Genomic DNA, 16,729 nt, shown 5'->3' on the forward strand with positions numbered 1-16,729 from the left:
CAAGAGGAGCAAGGAATGAACCGATACACGGCAGTCATCGCAGCAGCAGTGCTGGCATGTGCAAGCGGCGGGGTTCACGCTCAGGACGACGGGATCGTCAATTTCGGCAAGATCGTCGGCGGCAACGCCGAGAACGGCAAGGCCTGCGGCGCCAGCCAGGCGCAGATCGACGGCTACAAGGCCAAGCAGAAGCAGGTGATGCAGGGCATGTACGCACAGGTCAAGAATTTCGGCAGCGACTTCGACAATGGCTACAAGTTGGGCCAGCAAACCATGCAAAAGGCCCACGCCACAGGCACCTACAAGCCTGACGCAGCGATCTGCAAGCAACTCTTGAGCGAGATGCGCTAAGCGCTCCCCGTCCGCACCCGAGATTCCCGATGACCGCGATAACCCCCACGGCGCGCCGCGCCGCTCTCAGCGCTTGCCTGCTCTTGATCGCCGCTGCTGCCGGCTGCAAACGCACCGACCCTCAGCAGCCTGCAACCGAAGCCCCCGCTCCGGCAACGAACGCCGCGCCGCCCACCGCATCCGCGCCAGCGGCAGCGCCTGCCGCTGAAACGGCGCACCGCTTCGATGCCGCCAGCATGCCGGTCTCCGAGGCGCCGCTCGGCAGCTTTCCGTACCTCGGCCTGCCCGAGGGCTACGTCACCAAGAATGCACCGGTCCGCAACGATTTCGATCGTGCGCCGTTCTGGACCGGTGACCGCGTTGAATGGGTGGAGGGCAAGGTATATGCCGCCGCGCTTGGCACCACTGAAGACAAGCCCTTTTCGGGCGTGGAACTGAGCCGCAATATCCAGACACTGGTGGAATCGCTGGGAGGACAGCGCATCGCCAGCGGACCAATCCCCGCTGACGCAGCCAAGGCCATCGGCGACAGCAAGACAGCGGTGACCTATGTCGATGGCATCGGCGACATCTATAACGAGCCGGCCGATACGTTCGTCATCCATCGCGCCGATCGCGACATCTGGATCCATGTCTGCAGCGGCCCCAGTAGCGGTGGCTTGCTGATTGCGGAGACGAAACCATTCCAGGCCACCGCCAAGGTGCTGCCCGCGGACGCATTGCAGCAGCAACTGGCAAGTGCAGGCAAGGTGGCCATCCAGGTGAACTTTGCCTCGGACGCCGCCCAGATACTTCCCGACTCCAAGCCCCAACTGGAGCAGGTCCTGCAGTTGCTGAAATCCGATAGCGCCTTGCGCCTGGCGGTCAATGGGCATACCGACAACAGCGGCGACGCGGCGCACAACAAATCGCTGTCCGAAGCCCGTGCCAACGCGGTGGTGGCTTATTTGACCGGTGCCGGCATCGCCGCCGATCGCCTGCGTGCCGCGGGCTTCGGCCAGGAACAACCGATCGCACCGAATACCACCGAAGACGGCAAAGCGCGCAACCGGCGCGTCGAGCTGGTCAAGCTCTGAGCGGAAGACGGTTCACGCCCCTTCGTTTTGCCACTTTTGGGGCAACGCGTCTGTAGCGAATGCCCCAACGGCGGCTGATTCAAGGAACGGGAAAATATTCTTGGCCTGAGCCGACGGGCATTTGCGAATACTCACCCGCAGCGTGTCATCAAGCAGCGGCGATCGCCATGTTTTTGAAAGGCGCTTTGGCCGCCGCGGTATGACTGGCAACCGCGGCGATCGGATCAACCCGCTTCCGTCCTTCTTTTGATTGGCGACATCGATAACTTTGTGATTAAAACCACAAATAGCGGGGCACACTAAGGCAAACCGCGCCTTGCAACACCTCAGGTCCGGACTTGCGTAGACCTCGCTACGTGCCTGAGATTTGACAGGTTATGTGATGCGAACTCCATTTAGCGTCAATTTATTAACGCCATTTTTCTTGTAACGGCAATATCTTGACGCTACATTGGCGCCGTCCGCATCCGTTCTCGTTCGATGCATCCGCGGGCCAGAGATCAGCTTCATCTCTGTGAATTATTTCACTTAAATCACCCACTCGCCACACGTTGCCGCGGGAAGTATGTGTGCTGCCGGTAATCGGGCGAAAGAGCCAAGGAGAGGATTCAGATGAAGAACCATCGCCGTCACATTGGATTTGGCCGCAAGCAGTTGGGCCAAGGCATGACCGAGTACATCATCATCACCGCCCTGATCGCGATCGCCGCGATCGCCGCCGTCACCTTCTTCGGCGGCACCGTCCGCAGCCAGGTCGCGGGCATGTCGAAGGAACTGGCGGGCCAGAGCGCCACGCAGTCGATCAACCGCGCCAAGAACCAGTCCAACAGCGCGCAGCAGGAAGCTGACAAGACCAAGGGCATGGACGCGTACAACAACAAGTAATTACTTGTTGCCCTGATGTCCTAGGTACCTGGGCAGTCACGCTGCCCAGGCCCTTCTTCTATTTTCCGACATGCCGGTGACGCCGCTGTAGGAAGTGCATTCGGCAAAGGAACTGCAGATGCGTGCAGCGATCGCGATTGCCAAATCACGTGTGCCGCCCCGCCTGGACGGGAAGCGCGGCATGGCCGGCCAAGCCATGGTGCTGGGGTTGGTCCTGATCCTCGTGCTCTGTGTCGGCGCCATCGTGCTGTTCGACAGCGGGCAATCGGTCAACAAGAAAGTCGAGCTCACCAACGCCGCCGATGCGGCCGCATACAGCGTCGCGGTGCAGCAGGCGCGTGCGCTCAACTTCGCCGCTTACATGAATCGCGCACGGGTGGCGAACGAAGTGGCGATCGCGCAGACGATCAGCCTGTATTCGTGGATGAACCAGCTGCAGATGACGACCATCACGATGCGTCTGACGATGAACGCGTTGTCATTGATCCCATATGTCGGCGCGGTGTTCAAAGCGCTCGCTACCGGCTTCCAGGCGGCGGAAAACATCTTGAAAGGCGTTCGAAGTGCCTTTCAACCGTTCGCACAAGGCGTCGTCACCGCGCTTGACGAACTCAACGGCATCTTCGCCACGGCGGCGACGTCGGTGATAGAAGGCGTATCCCGTGTAGATGGCATGCTGATCGCAAGAGATGTGGTGCAACGAAACTCCGCGAATGCGAGCCTGGGAACCGTTGGTACAGGTGTGCTCGCCGAGCAGTTGCTCACCGCAGAAAGCAAGTTCCTCGATTTCAACAGGATTCCGCGCACGACCGGTACCGGCAGTGCGGCGCAGCGCAATGGCGCCGATCGCTTCCGCAATGTGGTGATGCAGTCGCGCGACGATTTCAGCAAGGACCGCGGGGATCGGGTTGGCATCGGGCTGATCAACTTCGAGAGCACCGGCGGTACCGACATGGTCGACTACAACCGCTGGGCGGCGTTGGACACCATGTCGATGGACGTCAAGATCTGGCCGATCGTGGACATCGATCTGCCGATGGGCTGGGGCGGCGCGCAGGCGGTCGACCGCTACCGCAACCAGCGCTTCCTCAACGGCTTCGGCAATGGTCAAGGGTGGTATTCCGATTGGGACAAGCGTCGCTATCGCCCCTACGGCGACAGCCTGCGCAAGAACCGGTTGGTCAGCCGCATGGTCGAAGGCGATGCGAATGTCAGGGCCGCCAAGGGTCAGCACAAGAACGCGTTCTTCACCAGCTACAACGGCCTTCGCGACTATCACGACGTCAAGAAAAACATGGCCATGCGCCCGTATTCCGGCAATGGCAATCAGATCTTCGACGAGAACGCCGGCCCGGTGTTCAGCGTGTACGCGGAAACCGAAATGCGCAATGCGCGCACCAGCGAGACCGTCGGCATCGGCACCGCGGCGGGGTCACGCATGTCCATGCAGAACAAGGCGCAGAACGGCAAGCTGAGCGCACTGTCCTCGGCGCAGGTGTACTTCAACCGGCCGCCCAACTATGCGCTGTTCCGTCGCGGCGACAACAAGGTCGAGTCCGGCAATCTGTTCAGTCCCTACTGGCAAGCGCGCCTGGTCGATACCCCGAGTGCGATCAAGGCCGTCGTCGCAGGAACCGGTGCACTATGAGGTCGCCAACCCTCCTCCACTGCCGCAACAGCGTATTTGGAGTATTGCTACTGACCCTGTGCAGCTGCAGTGCCACCGCAGTGGATGCCGATGGCGTGGAGGATACGCGCAGCTCGATGCCGCCGATCCACGTTCGGCAGACCGTGGAAATGACGCGCAACGGCGTCAACGAAGCGCGAGAGAACTACCTGGCGACGCTGCGCGACTGCCAGGCAGGGGGACTGCAGAGCCGTGCCTTGTCAGATAAGGATGTCGCCTTGCTCGGCACGACCCGCTACGAACTCTGGTTCGATCGCGAGACCGAGGTCGTCCGCGAAACCAGCTGGAACGTCGCCAACGATGGCGCTGGCGGCACCTGTCTGTTCCGGCTTGAGACCACCGGCACACAGGAAACCACCACTGCCAGCCGCTACCAGCAGGTAGATCTGGCAACGGGCGAAAAAACCGACGAAGCGGCGCCGCAGGACGCGCTGACCCGCACGCCGGTGGAAAAGAGTGCGCCTGCCGCGCTGTCCGATTTCCGAGGCCCAGCCCAACGCAGTGTCGCCGGTCAGCCCTGCAACGAGTGGGTCAAGCCGAACGGGCTGCGTCAATGCGTCTGGTCGGCCGGAACAAAATGGGGATTCACCTCCGAGCCGGCCAACGACCATCGCCCCAATCGTGGCTTCATTGTCCTGGAACAGACACCCGGCGCCGATGCGGACTACACGGTCACCACCCAGGTGATCAGCGTCGGCAAGGCGTTCGACTCCGCCGCGCTGGAAGCACCGCGCGCACCGGCGAAGATCAACTAGGAGGACCGCAAGCATGCGCCAGCGTCGACAACCGCAACTGCGCGGACGCCAGGACGGCCAGAGCCTTACCGAAGCGGCGGTGCTGTGCGCCGTCCTGGTCCCGCTGTTCCTGTTGATCCCCATCATGGGGAAGTACATTCATTTGCGTCAGGCTACCCAGCAGGCAGCGCGTGCCGCCGCCTGGGAGGCGACCGTGGCAAAGGACTACACCCTGCCGTCCGCCACGCGCATGCGCGACCTGACTGTTGACCGGCATTTCGGCAAGGCAGATGCGCCCATCATCAGCCGCGCCAGCACCGGCAGTGCGCGCGACCGCGCGGACAATCCGCTGCTGAATACCTTCTCGAACCAACCGCTGCTGGAACGCGGCGATATCCGCGTCAACGCTTACAAGAACGAACGGTCCTCCGGCATCCTGGATCGCCTCGGCAATCTGATCAGCAAGATTCCCGGCAACTTCCCACCCAATGACAAAGGCTTGGTGACGTCCAACCTGAGCGTCAGTGTGCAGGACCTCAAGCTTGCCAACGGCGGGTCAGCGTCGTTCCTGGAACCGTTCGACCAACTCGGGCTGCGTATGCAAGGCAGCAACAGTTTGCTGGCCGACCCATGGAATGCAGCCGGACCAGGCACCGCGAAGAACCCGGCCAAGCGCTCCGTCATCGGCCAGGTGCGCACGCTGGTGCCAAGTTCCTACCTGAGCGACTCGGCGAAGATGTTCGATGCGCTCAAGATCATCCCGATCGTCGGCACCATCAGTCGATTCGAGCCGGGCTACATCGCCCCGGATGTGGTTCCGGTGGACAAGCTGGAACCTTATGCCCCGCCGCGCTGAGCCTATGTTTCACCTGATCCTGGCGCTTCTGGTCCTGCTGGTGCCGGCGACCGCTTGCGCCGCGGAGTGGCCCGACGTGCCCGAGCCCGACGACGCGAAGAGCGAGTGGGTGTCCAAGCACATGATCTACAACGGCCTGCACATGCGCTCGGCGCGCTATACCAGCCAGCAGTCGCCGCAGCAGCTGATCGCGTTCTATTCGAAGCAATGGCCGGGGCAGGTCACGATCAACGACGTCGGCAGCAAGACCATCGTTGGCCATGCCCAGGACGAGCATTACATCACCGTGGAAATCAACGGAGCGGGTACCGGTAGCGAAGCACAGATCGGCATCGTGCGCCTGCTCAAGGAGAAGCCGCGGACTGCACCCGGCGCCGACTTCATGAAGCCCTCCGGCACCACAGTCGTCAACGACATCCAGTACCTGGATAACCCCGGACGCACGCTGGCGATGGAGAGTAGCTTGTCGCCCTATCAGAGCGAAGCGTTCTATCGCAATCGGCTGCCGGCCGAAGGCTGGACGGCACAGTCGTCGGCGACGGCCTGTTCGATGATTTCCAACAGTTGCGTCAGCAGCTACAGCAAGGGCAAGCAGCAGATGACCCTGACCTTCAACCGCCGCGAGAAGGGCACCTCGATCGTGGTCAATCAGCTCCAGCAATGAGGACGAACGCCGTGAGATCTGCCTTCCCGCCCTCCGCCCGGCACCAACGCGGCGCGGCCCTGATCGAGTACAGCATCGTCACTATGCTGGCGGTCATCGTGCTCGTGGCGCAGCCCAACATCATCCTGGAGCTGATCGATTCGCTGCGCAAGGCATATGCCAGCTTCACCTATGCGCTGTCGCTGGGGTGGCTATGAAGGCCCCCGCATTCAAGCCGAACCGCAATCTGCTATTCATCGTGGTCGCTCTGGGCCTCGGTGCCCTGGCGGCCTTCGTCGCAGTGCGCTACGTGCAGAGCGCAGTGGCCGCGCGCACCAAAGATGTTGGCCAGACCGTCGCGGTGGCCGTGCCCAAATCCGATATGGCCCCTGGCACGGTAGTCACCACATCCGACCTGGCCGTCCGCGAAGTGCCGGCGGACCTGCAGCCCGCCGATGCGGTGACCCCGGAGAACGTGGACCAGTTCAGCGGGCGCGTGCTGCGCGCGCCCGTCCGCCAGGGCGCTCCGCTGGGCGCCAGCGCGCTGGTGCCGCTGTACGACCAGTTCTCGCGCGTGATCAGGCCGGGCAATGTCGGCTATACGTTGCCCGTCGACGAGACCAACTCGATCTCCGGCATGATCGCACCTGGCGATCATGTCGATATCCTGCTGACCGTGGAACAGGAAAACGCCGGCTCCCGGGTCATTCCGCTACTGGAGAACATCAACGTGCTCGCCACCGGCAACCGCGTCGGGGACACGCCTGCGCAGGAAGACCAGCAAGGCTTCTCCAACATCACCCTTGAACTGAGCCCGCAGCAGGCAGAGCGCCTGACGGTGGCGGCCAAGGCCGGCGCAATGCGGGTGATGCTGCGCCAGGTCGAGGACCGAAACTCATTCGGTCTCAATGGCATGACCCAGAAAGAGTTGCTCGGCACCGCCAAGCCCGGCGGTAGCAGTGGCGTGGAATTCATCATCGGAGGCAAAGGCTGACGCATGCGCAGGACTACATGGAGTGTTTCTTTCCTTCCCATGCTCGCCGTAGCGACCATGACCATGAACGGCGAAGTGCAGGCGCAACAGCAATCGGGACTGGTGCCGGTGCCAGTCAGGGTCGCGCCAGATACCAGGACCCAGCCACAACCCCAGCCGACGGGCAATCAGTCGCCCGTGCCGATGAGTGGCAGTTTTCCCACCCCTGTGCCCAACCCGGCCTATCAGCGTGCTGCGGGCAATGCCCAGGTCACGCCGCTGCCCGAGCGCGCGCGGATCTATGCGGGTCAGGCCGCCGTTCACAGCCTGCCGCAGGCACTGAAGCGTGTGGCCGTCGGCAACGGCGAACTGGTCCAGGTGACCAACATCGGCAAGCGTGAACTGGTCATCATCGGGCAGAAGCCGGGCGCGACCAGCGTGCATCTGTGGCTGCAGGACGGGCGCCAGATCGATGTGCCGGTCGAAGTCATGGACGGCAACGCCGGCGCCACCGTGGAGACCATTCGCGCCTTGCTCGCGGACGTGCCCAACCTGGGCGTGCACGCTGTCGCGGATCGGGTGGTCATCACCGGCCAAGACATCAACCCTGGCGTGGCCAAGCGTATCGAGGCGCTGATGAAGCTCTACCCGAGCGTGCTCGACTTTACCTCCGCCGACCCGGTGGGGATGCGTCCGATGGTGCTGATGGACGTGAAGATCATGGAGTTCGACAGCAATGCCCTCGAAGAGCTTGGCATTCAGTGGGACAACGTGATTCAGGGACCGGTGGGTGGTCTGCTCAAGGACTTCACCACAAACGATTACTACCGGATCAATCCACCGGGCACCCCGGCCGCGGGCGTGGTTCTGCCCAATCGCGTGCCCGGCACCCAGGCCTTCTTCGGCATCGCCACCCAGATCGGCTCGGCGATCAACCTGCTGATGAACAAGGGCAAGGCATTCCTGCTGGCGTCGCCGCAGCTCAGTGCACGCAGCGGCGGCCAAGCCAAGTTCCTGGTCGGCGGCGAGGTGCCGATTCCGATCCCGCAGGGATTCGGCCAGGTGACCGTGGACTTCAAGGAGTACGGCATCAAGCTGGACATCGAGCCCCTGGTCAACGGCAACCAGGAGATCTCCACCCGCCTGCTCGCGGAAGTCAGCCGGGTCGATCCCACCGTGACAGTGCAGGGCGTGCCCGGCTTCACCACGCGTCGCACCGAATCGGAACTCAACGTCAAGGCGGGCGAGACCATCGTGATTTCCGGCCTGATCGATTCCAGCGCGCAGCAGGACGCCAAGAAGCTTCCCCTGTTGGGCGAGATTCCGATTCTGGGCAAGCTTTTCCGCTCCGATGGCTTCCGCGGCAATCGGACCGAACTGGTGATGTTCGTGACCCCGCGCATCCTCACCCCCGATTCGGCAGAAAACCAGGAAGGCCTGGAACGTGGGCGTCGCATCCAGGAGCGCGGCAAGGAGGCGATGCCCAAGCGCAGCAAGGACTACGTCCAGTAATCGCCACGACTCGTAGACAGACGCCATGTTCAACATCTTGATCGACACTCCCAACCGCGACCGGCGCCACGTCCGCTGTCTGCATCGCGAATGCGGCATCGGCCGCGGCGACGGCAATCTGGTGGTCCTGCAAGGCTGGAGCATCGCGCAGCAGCATGCGGCGCTGAAGCGAGAGGACAACGGTATCTTCATCGAGACGCTCGGTGGCCGGGCGTCCGTCCTGGTCAACGGTGAGAAGGTGACCGGCAGCCGTGGCCCGCTGAGCAGCCGCGACCTGGTGCAGATCGGCGACTATCGTCTGCAGGTTGTCGGCGACGAACCGGAGTCGGCACCGACGCCGAGGCAGGATGCCAGTGCCTTCAATGCGCCAGCGGCGCCGATCGGTGAGCACGTCGCCGCGGCGGCCAATCAGCCGATCGCCGAGCCGGAGCAGCAGCGTCAGCTGGCGCGGCCACAGGATCTGCCACCGGACATCGCGGTCTACCGCGCAAAAGTGCATGCCGCGCTGGTCAAGCAGATGGACCTGCGGCGCCTGGATGTGCGCAGCATGGGCGATGACACCTTGCGCGCGACCACCATCAGCCTGATCGACGACGTCCTGGAGCGGGAGTTCGCCGACCTGCCCAAGACCGTCAATCGGCGGCGCCTGGCCAAGGAGGTGCTGGACGAGGCGATCGGCCTGGGGCCACTGGAGGACCTGATCGAGGACAATACGGTGACCGAAATCATGGTCAACGCCTACGATCAGATCTTCATCGAGCGCGCTGGCCGCATCGAGCAGTCCGCGGTCTGCTTCACCAGCGATCGTGCCGTGCTGTCGGCGATCGAACGCATTGTCACTCCGCTCGGCCGGCGTATCGACGAGAGCTCACCGATGGTCGACGCGCGCCTGAAGGACGGCTCCCGTGTCAACGCGATCATTCCTCCGATCGCCCTGCGCGGGCCCAGCATCAGCATCCGAAAGTTCGCCAAGCGCAAACTGGAAGGCAAGGATCTGATCGACTTCGGCTCGCTCAATGCGCCGATGCTGGAATTCCTGACCATGGCCGTGCGCGAACGGCGCAATATCGTCGTCACCGGCGGCACCGGATCCGGCAAGACCACCCTGCTCAACATCCTGTCCAACTTCATTCCCGACACCGACCGCATCGTGACCATCGAGGATGCGGCGGAACTGAAACTGGTCCAGCCCAACCTGGTCGCGCTGGAAGCGCGGCCGCCGAACATGGAAGGCAAAGGACATATCTCTATTCGCGACTTGGTGCGTAATGCGCTGCGCATGCGCCCTGACCGTATCGTGGTCGGCGAGTGTCGCGGCGGCGAAGCGCTGGACATGTTGCAGGCGATGAATACCGGTCACGAAGGCTCGCTAACCACTGCGCATGCCAACAATCCGCGAGAGGCGCTATCGCGCCTGGAAGTCATGGTGATGATGGCCGGCATGGAACTGCCGATGACCGTGGTCCGCGAGCAGATTTCCTCTGCCGTCGACCTCATCGTGCATCAGAAGCGTTTCCCCTGTGGTTCACGCAAAGTCAGTCATATCACCGAAATCACTGGCGTCGAGAGCGGCACGATCCAGTTGCAGGACGTTTTCCTGTTCAAGGCCAGGTCCAACAGCGGCCGCGATGGCAAAGTCAGCGGCGAGTTCATCGCAACCGGCGCAGTGCCGGAGTTCTACGAGGAGCTGGCAGAGCGCGGCGTTTCGGTCGACCTGTCGATCTTCCGCAACGGCGGCCAGGGCAATGGATAATATCTGGCTCGTCGCGCTGCTGTCCTTCAGTTGCGTCACGGTCTCCGGACTGATGCTGGTTCGGGCCAGCGCGAACTTCATGCAGCGCTACCACGAGCGCTTCGTCGACCAGGCGCGCCTGAACCTCGCGGACATGTTTCTGTTCGTCGATCCGCAGATGCTCTTCGTCGCCAACGGCGTCGTACTGCTGTTGATTCCGCTGTTGCTGTGGCTGCTCAGCGGCAACCTGCTGCTGCCGGTCGTGGCCGTGATCGTGTTGGCGATCGCGCCGCGCAAGGTGTATCTGTGGCTCAAGCAGCGCCGCCTCGACCAGATCCAGCAGCAGTTGCCGGACAGCCTGCTGATGATGTCCGGCAGCCTGCGCGCCGGTGTCGGCTTCAACCCTGCGCTGGAGGCGCTGGCGCATGACGGGCAGCCCCCGCTCGCGCAGGAACTGGCCCTGGTGCTGCGCGAGCAGCACATGGGCGTGCGGACCGACGAGGCACTGGAAAACTTCGCTAACCGCGTTCCCATTCCCGACGTGAAGCTGTTCGTGGCTGCCGTCAGCATTTCGCGCGAGGTCGGCGGCAACCTCGCAGAAAGCCTGTCCACGTTGGCCGAAACCCTGCGCCGCAAGCTGATCATGGAAGGCAAGGTCAAGGCGCTGACTGCGCAGGGCCGCCTGCAGGGCATCGTAATGGCGATGCTGCCAGCTGGACTGGTCGGCTTCCTGGTGCTGTTCTACCCGGAAACCATGAACCCGATGTTCCATACGCTGCTTGGTTGGTGCGTCATCGCCCTGATGTGCGTGCTGGAGTATCTGGGCTATCGCATGTGCCGCAAGATCATGACGATCGATATATGAACTGGATGCTTGCCCTTGTCGCCGTGCTGGCCGTCACCGCCGTCGGCCTGGTGCTGTTCGCGCTGCGCGGCATGTTGCAGGCGGTACCGCAGGACGACCGCAACTATCAGGATCCGCTGCCGTCGGTCCTGCGCATGCTGTGGCCCCTGGTCACGGCTGCCACGCATGTGGTCGGACCGCGCCTCAAGTCCTCGCAATTGGAACGTGCCCACCGTAGCCTGCAGTCGGCAGGCCAGGATTTCGTGCTGACCCCCGAAGAGCTCTACGGGACCCGCATCGTCGCTGCCGGCACGGTCAGCGTGGTCTTCATCGTCGTCGTGATGCTGCTCGGCAAGCTCAGCGTCGGCGCGTTTTGCATGTGTTTGCTGTTCGGCATCCCGCTGGGATGGATGTATCCGACGCTGTGGCTGGGCGAACGACGCAAGCAGCGTAGCAAACATGTGGTCCGCGACCTGCCGACATTCCTGGATTTCATCACCATGGCGGTGGAGGCGGGCCTCAACATCACCGGCGCGATCGAGCAATCGGTGCAAAAGGGTCCGCCCGGCCCGTTGGCGCAGGAGTTCTCGCGCATGCTGCGCGATCTGCGCGCCGGACTGCCGCGTGCCGAAGCGCTGCGCCGCATGGCCGACCGCATGGATATCTCGCAGATCTCCAACTTCACCAGTGCCCTGATCCAGGCCGACCGGGTCGGTGCCAGCCTCAGCGAAACCCTGCGCTCGCAAGCCATGCAAAGGCGCGAAGAGCGCTTCCTGCGTGCGGAGAAGCTGGCGCTGGAAGCACCGGTCAAGATGATGCTGCCGCTGGTGCTGTTCTTCTTTCCGTTGATTTTCGTGGTGCTGGCGTACTTCATCTACTTGCAGATGAAGCAGCAGGGGATCCTGTGAGGTGCGGCACACTCCAACGCGAGGGACAGGTGCTGCTGCACAGCGTATGGCGCGCTGACACGTGGTGGTTGCGACTGCGCGGCCTGCTTGGGCGCGCAACGCTGCAGCCGGGCGAAGGCCTGCTGATCGAGCCGTGCAACAGCGTGCACACCCTGGCCATGACGTACCCGCTCGATCTGCTGTTCTTCGATCGCGGTGGCCGCGTCCTGGACTGGCGCGAGCGTGTGCGTCCCTGGCGTGGCGCCCTGTGCCTGCACGCCCACGCCACACTCGAACTGCCACCCGGTACGCTGCAGGCGTTGCAACCCGTCCGCGGCGAGCATCTGGCGTGGTTGCCCGCGGAATCTCCCATCGCCACAGGCATCGTCGCTCCCGCAGGAGACCGTTCGTGACCGTACTCCGACATTCGCCGCGACATCAGCATGGTCAATCCCTGATCGAGTTCTGCATCGTCGTCCCGACTTTCCTCTTCCTGGTCCTGGTGATCTTCCAGTTCGTGCTGATCTACCGTACCAAGACAGTGCTGGACTATGCCGCTTTTCAGGCAGCCCGGGCTGGAGCGGTCAACGGCGTCAGAAAGAATGACATGGCAGACGCATTGGCGGGCGGATTGACGCCGCTGTTCGCTCAATCGCCTGACATCGCCAACGTCATGCTGACAAAGCAGAAGATCCGTTACACAGAAGTGCAGCTGTTTTCCAAAATCGAGGTCATTGCACCGACCCGGGCCGCCTACAACGAGTTCCGCGAACGCCAGTACGACGGCCGCTACGCGCTGCCCAACGACAGCCTGGCGTTCCGCAACGCCAACGTCGGCGGCAGCCAGGTCAATGTGCAGGATGCCAACATCCTCAAGATCAAGGTTACCTACAACATGCCGTTGATCGTGCCCTTCGTCGACCGCGTCATCGTCGGCCTGTCGGATCTGGTCAGCGGGGGCGAAAGCTATACGCCTGCCTCAATGCTGTTCGAAGAGCCAATCAGCGGCCATCGCCGCCTGCCGATCGAATCCTATGCGGTGGTACGCATGCAATCCCCTATCTACGAAGCTGGCAATCTTGACCATTGAACGACCGATCTTGGTGTTGCTGGCTAGCTTGCTGATCGCTGCGACAACCGATCCCAGAGATGCAGCTGCGCAGGAGCAGAGCGAAGCAGCGGAGCCGTTGCAGGCGCGCCTGCAGGCACGCGCCTATGGCGTGGGTCCGCTGGGTCCGAAACAGGCAGGCGACGCCGTCCTGGTCGAGGTACGTTTGCGTGGCGATGCCATCCGCATCGACTTCGTCGGTACGCAGGCGCCCGATGCCTATCTGATCAACCCAGGGACCCGCGGCCGCGGCTGGCTCGTCAGCCACTCCGGGGACTATCGCCTGCCGATCGCCGACGCCAGCGGCCCCTATTGGTACGATCCCGCCGATCCTTGCGCCAGGATTGGCGGTCGCTGCGCGCCGGCGCCCGGGGAATTCATCGCCGGCCGTTTGGCTACGGGGTGGCGCTACGACGCCGCGCAAGGCCCTGACGGCACGACCTCCGGCACGCTATGGCTAGACCGCAGCGGCCTGCTGCTCGGCTATCGCGGCAAGGTCGGCAACCGCCGCGAGGAGCGCAGCCTGCGCGTAGATGCGGTAAGTTTCGAAGCCGTTCCTGCCGAGGTAGTCACGCCCCCAGAGGGCCTGCGTACACCGGACGGCTCCAGGCCGCTGCAATGAGCGCCTATCCCTTTTCTATCAACGTCTCATGCGTATCTTGATTCTCGGAGCCGGCGCGACCGGCGGTTATTTTGGCGGACGCCTGGCCCAGGCCGGCGTCGATGTCAGCTTTCTGGTGCGACCACCACGGGCCGCACGCCTGCAACGCGATGGGTTGCGCATCCGCAGCCCGCGCGGCGACGCGGCGATCGCGGTGAGCACGCTCACCGCCGAGACGCTGCACAGCGCGGCACAGGCGCGGCCGTTCGATCTGGTACTGCTGAGCTGCAAGGCCTACGACCTGGGAAGTTCGCTGGACGCGGTGGCGCCGGCGGTCCACGACGGCACCAGCGTGCTGCCGATCCTCAATGGCCTGCGCCACTATGGGGCGCTGGATGCGCGCTTCGGTGCGGAGCGGGTGATCGGTGGGCTTTGTTTCATCAGCGCGGTGCTCGACGCCGACGGCGCGATTCAGCACCTGGCCAAGCCGGCCTCGCTGACCTTCGGCGAACGCGACGGCCGCGGCGCCGACAGCGCGCGCGTGCGCGCCCTGGCCGCGGCGTGCGCGCAGGCCGACGTGGATCATCTGGCTGCGCCGCGGATCGCGCAGGAGCAGTGGATCAAGTACACCTTCCTCACCGCGCTGGCCGCGGCCACCTGCCTGATGCGTGCGCCGATCGGGCGCATCGTCGCCAGCGACGATGGCGTGGCGCTGGTGCGTGGCCTGTATGTCGAATGCACGGCAGTGGCCGCGGCGGCCGGCGAACCGGTGCCGGAGGCGGCGCAGGCCAGCGCGCTGCAATTGCTGACCCAGCCGGGTTCGCCGATGAAGGCCTCGATGCTGCGCGACCTGGAAGCCGCGCAACAGGTGGAAGCGCAGCAGATCGTCGGCGACATGCTGGTCCGCGCCCGCGCCGCCGGGCAGGACGCGCCGCTGCTGATGGCGGCGTACTGCCACCTGCAGGCGTACCAGGCCGGTCTGCCCGCGCGCTGAGGTTTGCCGCGGGACGCCGGTGCCGCGCGCAGCGTGCCCCTGCCCTGCGCACGCCAGCCACAGTGCTCCGGGCAACGTCGTACCTGCGCCGTATCGTGGGCGGCCGTGCATCTTCGCGCGCCGCTGACGCGCCTGGCGCCTATGCTCGCCCACCACACAGGGGGCAAGCGAGCGGGCACGCACATGGAAAAACTGTTCCGCGGCGGGCATTTCCTCATCATTCTGCTGTTCCTGCTGTGCGCGGCCGGGCTGATCTGCATGGCCGTGCTGGAGCTGTGGCACGGCCTGACCCCGGGCGGCGAACTGGTGGTGCGCGACCGCTTCAACGTGGTGCTGGAAGCGATCGGGCTGCTCACCGTGGCGCTGGTGACCCTGGAACTGGGCCAGACCATCTACGAGGAGGAGGTGCAGCGCGACGTCAAGGTCAGCGGACCGACGCGGGTGCGTCGCTATCTGTCGCGGTTCTTCGTGGTCATCGTCATCGCCCTGGCGATCGAGACCCTGGTGTCGATCTTCGAACTGATGCACGACGATCCGTCCAAGCTGCCTTACGCGTCTGCCGTGGGCCTGTGCGCGGCGCTGCTACTGATCGCCTGGGGCGTGTTCGTCAAGCTCAACCGCAGCGCCGAAGAACTGGAGCCGGAAGCCATGGCGGAAGCAAAACGCGAGGACGCGCAGGTCGATTGAGAGGCGGTAGTGCCGCCAATGGCGTTACCTGCGCAGCAGCGGCTTCACCCGCGACGAATGCAGACTAAAGCCAACTGACACCGTCGTGCGTCGGGACTGAAGTCCCTTCCACAAGAAGACGCCAACCCACGCCGTCCAGGATCTCCACCGGCGCATCGGCCGGCACGGTCGCGCAGAGGATCGGCATGGCCACCGGACCATCCGCCGCGACGCGTTGCCCGGTCGCGGCTGAAGCCGCTCCAATAAAAGACGCGTACAGCCAAGCGCGCTTTTACGGATCCCCAATCCCCAATCACGAATCCCCAAAACACGAAACCCGCCGCGTCGACGTACTCAGCCCGGCATCGGCAAACGGAAGAATGTCCGTGCGGCAGAAGTGCTGGCCGCGGCGACCGTGGCCACGTCCTCGCCACGATCGCGTGCCAGTTCCTCGACGATGTGCGCCAGGAACGCCGGCTCGTTGCGGCGGTCCTTCGGCGTCGGCTTGAGCGTGCGTGGCAGCAGGTAGGGCGCATCGGTCTCGATCATCAGGCGCTCGGCGGGAACGTGCTTCACCAGCTCGCGCAGATGCGCGCCGCGGCGCTCGTCGCACAGCCATCCGGTGATGCCGATGTACCAGTCGCGGTCGAGGTAGTCGAACAGTTCCTCGCGGCTGCCGGTGAAGCAGTGCACCACCGCCGGGCCGAGCTTGCCGTCGAACTGGCGCATCAGCGCCATGAAGTCGGCATGGGCGTCGCGCTGGTGCAGGAACAGCGGCTTGCCGGTGTCCACCGCCAGCTGCAGCTGCCGCTCGAACGCGCGGTGCTGCGCCGGCCGCGGCGAGAAATCGCGGAAGTAGTCCAGGCCGCACTCGCCCACCGCCACCACTTCGGCATGCGCATGCAGCGCGCGCAGTTCGGCATCGCACTCGGCGGTGTACTCCACCGCGTGGTGCGGATGCACGCCGGCGGTGGCGTACAGCACGCCCGGATGCTGCTGCGCCAGTTGCAGTGCCAATGGCGAGTGCTCGCGGCTGGCGCCGGTGACCACCAGTTGCGCGACACCGGCGGCGCGGGCGCGCTCCAATACCGCGTCGCGGTCGCGATCGAAGGACTCGTGGGTGAGGTTGGCGCCGATGTCGATCAGGGTCATGCGGTTGCGCGGGAATCAGCTGGGAAAG

The 16,729-nt window shown here is 64.0% G+C and carries 19 protein-coding genes; 18 read left to right on the top strand and 1 reads right to left on the bottom strand.

Annotated elements, in window-relative coordinates; all coding sequences use genetic code 11:
- The first annotated feature begins 15 nt into the window (after positions 1-15).
- From SLW56_RS17860 to SLW56_RS17945, 18 genes are all read left to right on the top strand, one after another.
- Positions 16-351: a hypothetical protein gene (locus tag SLW56_RS17860; protein ID WP_152236812.1), complete on the top strand. Its 336-nt coding sequence runs from the start codon at positions 16-18 to the stop codon at positions 349-351.
- 29 nt (positions 352-380) lie between these two features.
- Positions 381-1,427 carry an OmpA family protein gene (locus SLW56_RS17865; RefSeq protein ID WP_267085506.1) on the top strand — a complete coding sequence of 349 codons (1,047 nt, stop codon included), beginning with the start codon at positions 381-383 and terminating at the stop codon, positions 1,425-1,427.
- Between the two features lie 612 nt (positions 1,428-2,039).
- Positions 2,040-2,312: a pilus assembly protein gene (locus SLW56_RS17870; protein WP_152236810.1), complete on the top strand. Its 273-nt coding sequence runs from the start codon at positions 2,040-2,042 to the stop codon at positions 2,310-2,312.
- A gap of 118 nt (positions 2,313-2,430) precedes the next feature.
- Positions 2,431-3,960 (top strand): pilus assembly protein TadG-related protein, encoded by a 1,530-nt coding sequence (locus SLW56_RS17875; protein WP_295907006.1) that lies wholly within the window; start codon positions 2,431-2,433, stop codon positions 3,958-3,960.
- 80 nt (positions 3,961-4,040) lie between these two features.
- Positions 4,041-4,754 carry a hypothetical protein gene (locus tag SLW56_RS17880; RefSeq protein WP_267093322.1) on the top strand — a complete coding sequence of 238 codons (714 nt, stop codon included), beginning with the start codon at positions 4,041-4,043 and terminating at the stop codon, positions 4,752-4,754.
- Positions 4,755-4,767: 13 nt separating this feature from the next.
- A complete protein-coding gene (locus tag SLW56_RS17885; protein WP_320695247.1) occupies positions 4,768-5,589 on the top strand; it encodes a TadE/TadG family type IV pilus assembly protein in 822 nt (273 codons plus the stop codon).
- A 4-nt stretch (positions 5,590-5,593) separates the two neighbouring features.
- Positions 5,594-6,253 carry a hypothetical protein gene (locus SLW56_RS17890; RefSeq protein WP_226978563.1) on the top strand — a complete coding sequence of 220 codons (660 nt, stop codon included), beginning with the start codon at positions 5,594-5,596 and terminating at the stop codon, positions 6,251-6,253.
- 11 nt (positions 6,254-6,264) lie between these two features.
- On the top strand, positions 6,265-6,450 hold the full coding sequence (locus SLW56_RS17895) for a hypothetical protein (protein ID WP_052250845.1): 186 nt from the start codon (positions 6,265-6,267) through the stop codon (positions 6,448-6,450).
- Positions 6,447-7,226 carry a Flp pilus assembly protein CpaB gene (gene cpaB, locus SLW56_RS17900; protein WP_043094195.1) on the top strand — a complete coding sequence of 260 codons (780 nt, stop codon included), beginning with the start codon at positions 6,447-6,449 and terminating at the stop codon, positions 7,224-7,226. The genes SLW56_RS17895 and cpaB overlap by 4 nt, the downstream gene beginning before the upstream one ends.
- Positions 7,227-7,283: 57 nt before the next feature.
- Positions 7,284-8,717: a pilus assembly protein N-terminal domain-containing protein gene (locus SLW56_RS17905; protein ID WP_267085503.1), complete on the top strand. Its 1,434-nt coding sequence runs from the start codon at positions 7,284-7,286 to the stop codon at positions 8,715-8,717.
- A 25-nt stretch (positions 8,718-8,742) separates the two neighbouring features.
- The gene (locus tag SLW56_RS17910) at positions 8,743-10,470 is read left to right on the top strand and encodes an ATPase, T2SS/T4P/T4SS family (RefSeq protein WP_267085502.1); all 1,728 of its coding nucleotides are present in this window, start codon (positions 8,743-8,745) and stop codon (positions 10,468-10,470) included.
- On the top strand, positions 10,463-11,314 hold the full coding sequence (locus tag SLW56_RS17915; protein ID WP_267085501.1) for a type II secretion system F family protein: 852 nt from the start codon (positions 10,463-10,465) through the stop codon (positions 11,312-11,314). Before SLW56_RS17910 ends, SLW56_RS17915 begins: the two co-directional genes overlap by 8 nt.
- Before the next feature lie 23 nt (positions 11,315-11,337).
- Positions 11,338-12,201, top strand: a complete 864-nt coding sequence (locus tag SLW56_RS17920) for a type II secretion system F family protein (protein WP_267085500.1) — start codon at positions 11,338-11,340, stop codon at positions 12,199-12,201.
- Between the two features lie 29 nt (positions 12,202-12,230).
- The gene (locus SLW56_RS17925; RefSeq protein WP_226978560.1) at positions 12,231-12,593 is read left to right on the top strand and encodes a DUF192 domain-containing protein; all 363 of its coding nucleotides are present in this window, start codon (positions 12,231-12,233) and stop codon (positions 12,591-12,593) included.
- Positions 12,590-13,270 (top strand): TadE family protein, encoded by a 681-nt coding sequence (locus tag SLW56_RS17930; RefSeq protein ID WP_152236803.1) that lies wholly within the window; start codon positions 12,590-12,592, stop codon positions 13,268-13,270. Before SLW56_RS17925 ends, SLW56_RS17930 begins: the two co-directional genes overlap by 4 nt.
- Positions 13,260-13,910, top strand: coding sequence for a hypothetical protein (locus tag SLW56_RS17935; RefSeq protein ID WP_267116588.1), 651 nt, complete (start codon positions 13,260-13,262; stop codon positions 13,908-13,910). Before SLW56_RS17930 ends, SLW56_RS17935 begins: the two co-directional genes overlap by 11 nt.
- A 28-nt stretch (positions 13,911-13,938) precedes the next feature.
- Positions 13,939-14,883 carry a 2-dehydropantoate 2-reductase gene (gene panE, locus SLW56_RS17940; protein ID WP_267121765.1) on the top strand — a complete coding sequence of 315 codons (945 nt, stop codon included), beginning with the start codon at positions 13,939-13,941 and terminating at the stop codon, positions 14,881-14,883.
- A gap of 141 nt (positions 14,884-15,024) precedes the next feature.
- The gene (locus tag SLW56_RS17945) at positions 15,025-15,570 is read left to right on the top strand and encodes a hypothetical protein (RefSeq protein ID WP_318526820.1); all 546 of its coding nucleotides are present in this window, start codon (positions 15,025-15,027) and stop codon (positions 15,568-15,570) included.
- 333 nt (positions 15,571-15,903) lie between these two features.
- Here SLW56_RS17945 and SLW56_RS17950 read toward each other — a convergent pair whose 3' ends face one another.
- Entirely contained in the window at positions 15,904-16,701 is a 798-nt protein-coding gene (locus tag SLW56_RS17950; protein WP_284468159.1) for a TatD family hydrolase, read from the bottom strand.
- Positions 16,702-16,729 lie beyond the last annotated feature (28 nt).

It is taken from the genome of Xanthomonas sp. LF07-6, from assembly GCF_034105445.1.
Taxonomy (GTDB): domain Bacteria; phylum Pseudomonadota; class Gammaproteobacteria; order Xanthomonadales; family Xanthomonadaceae; genus Xanthomonas_A; species Xanthomonas_A sontii.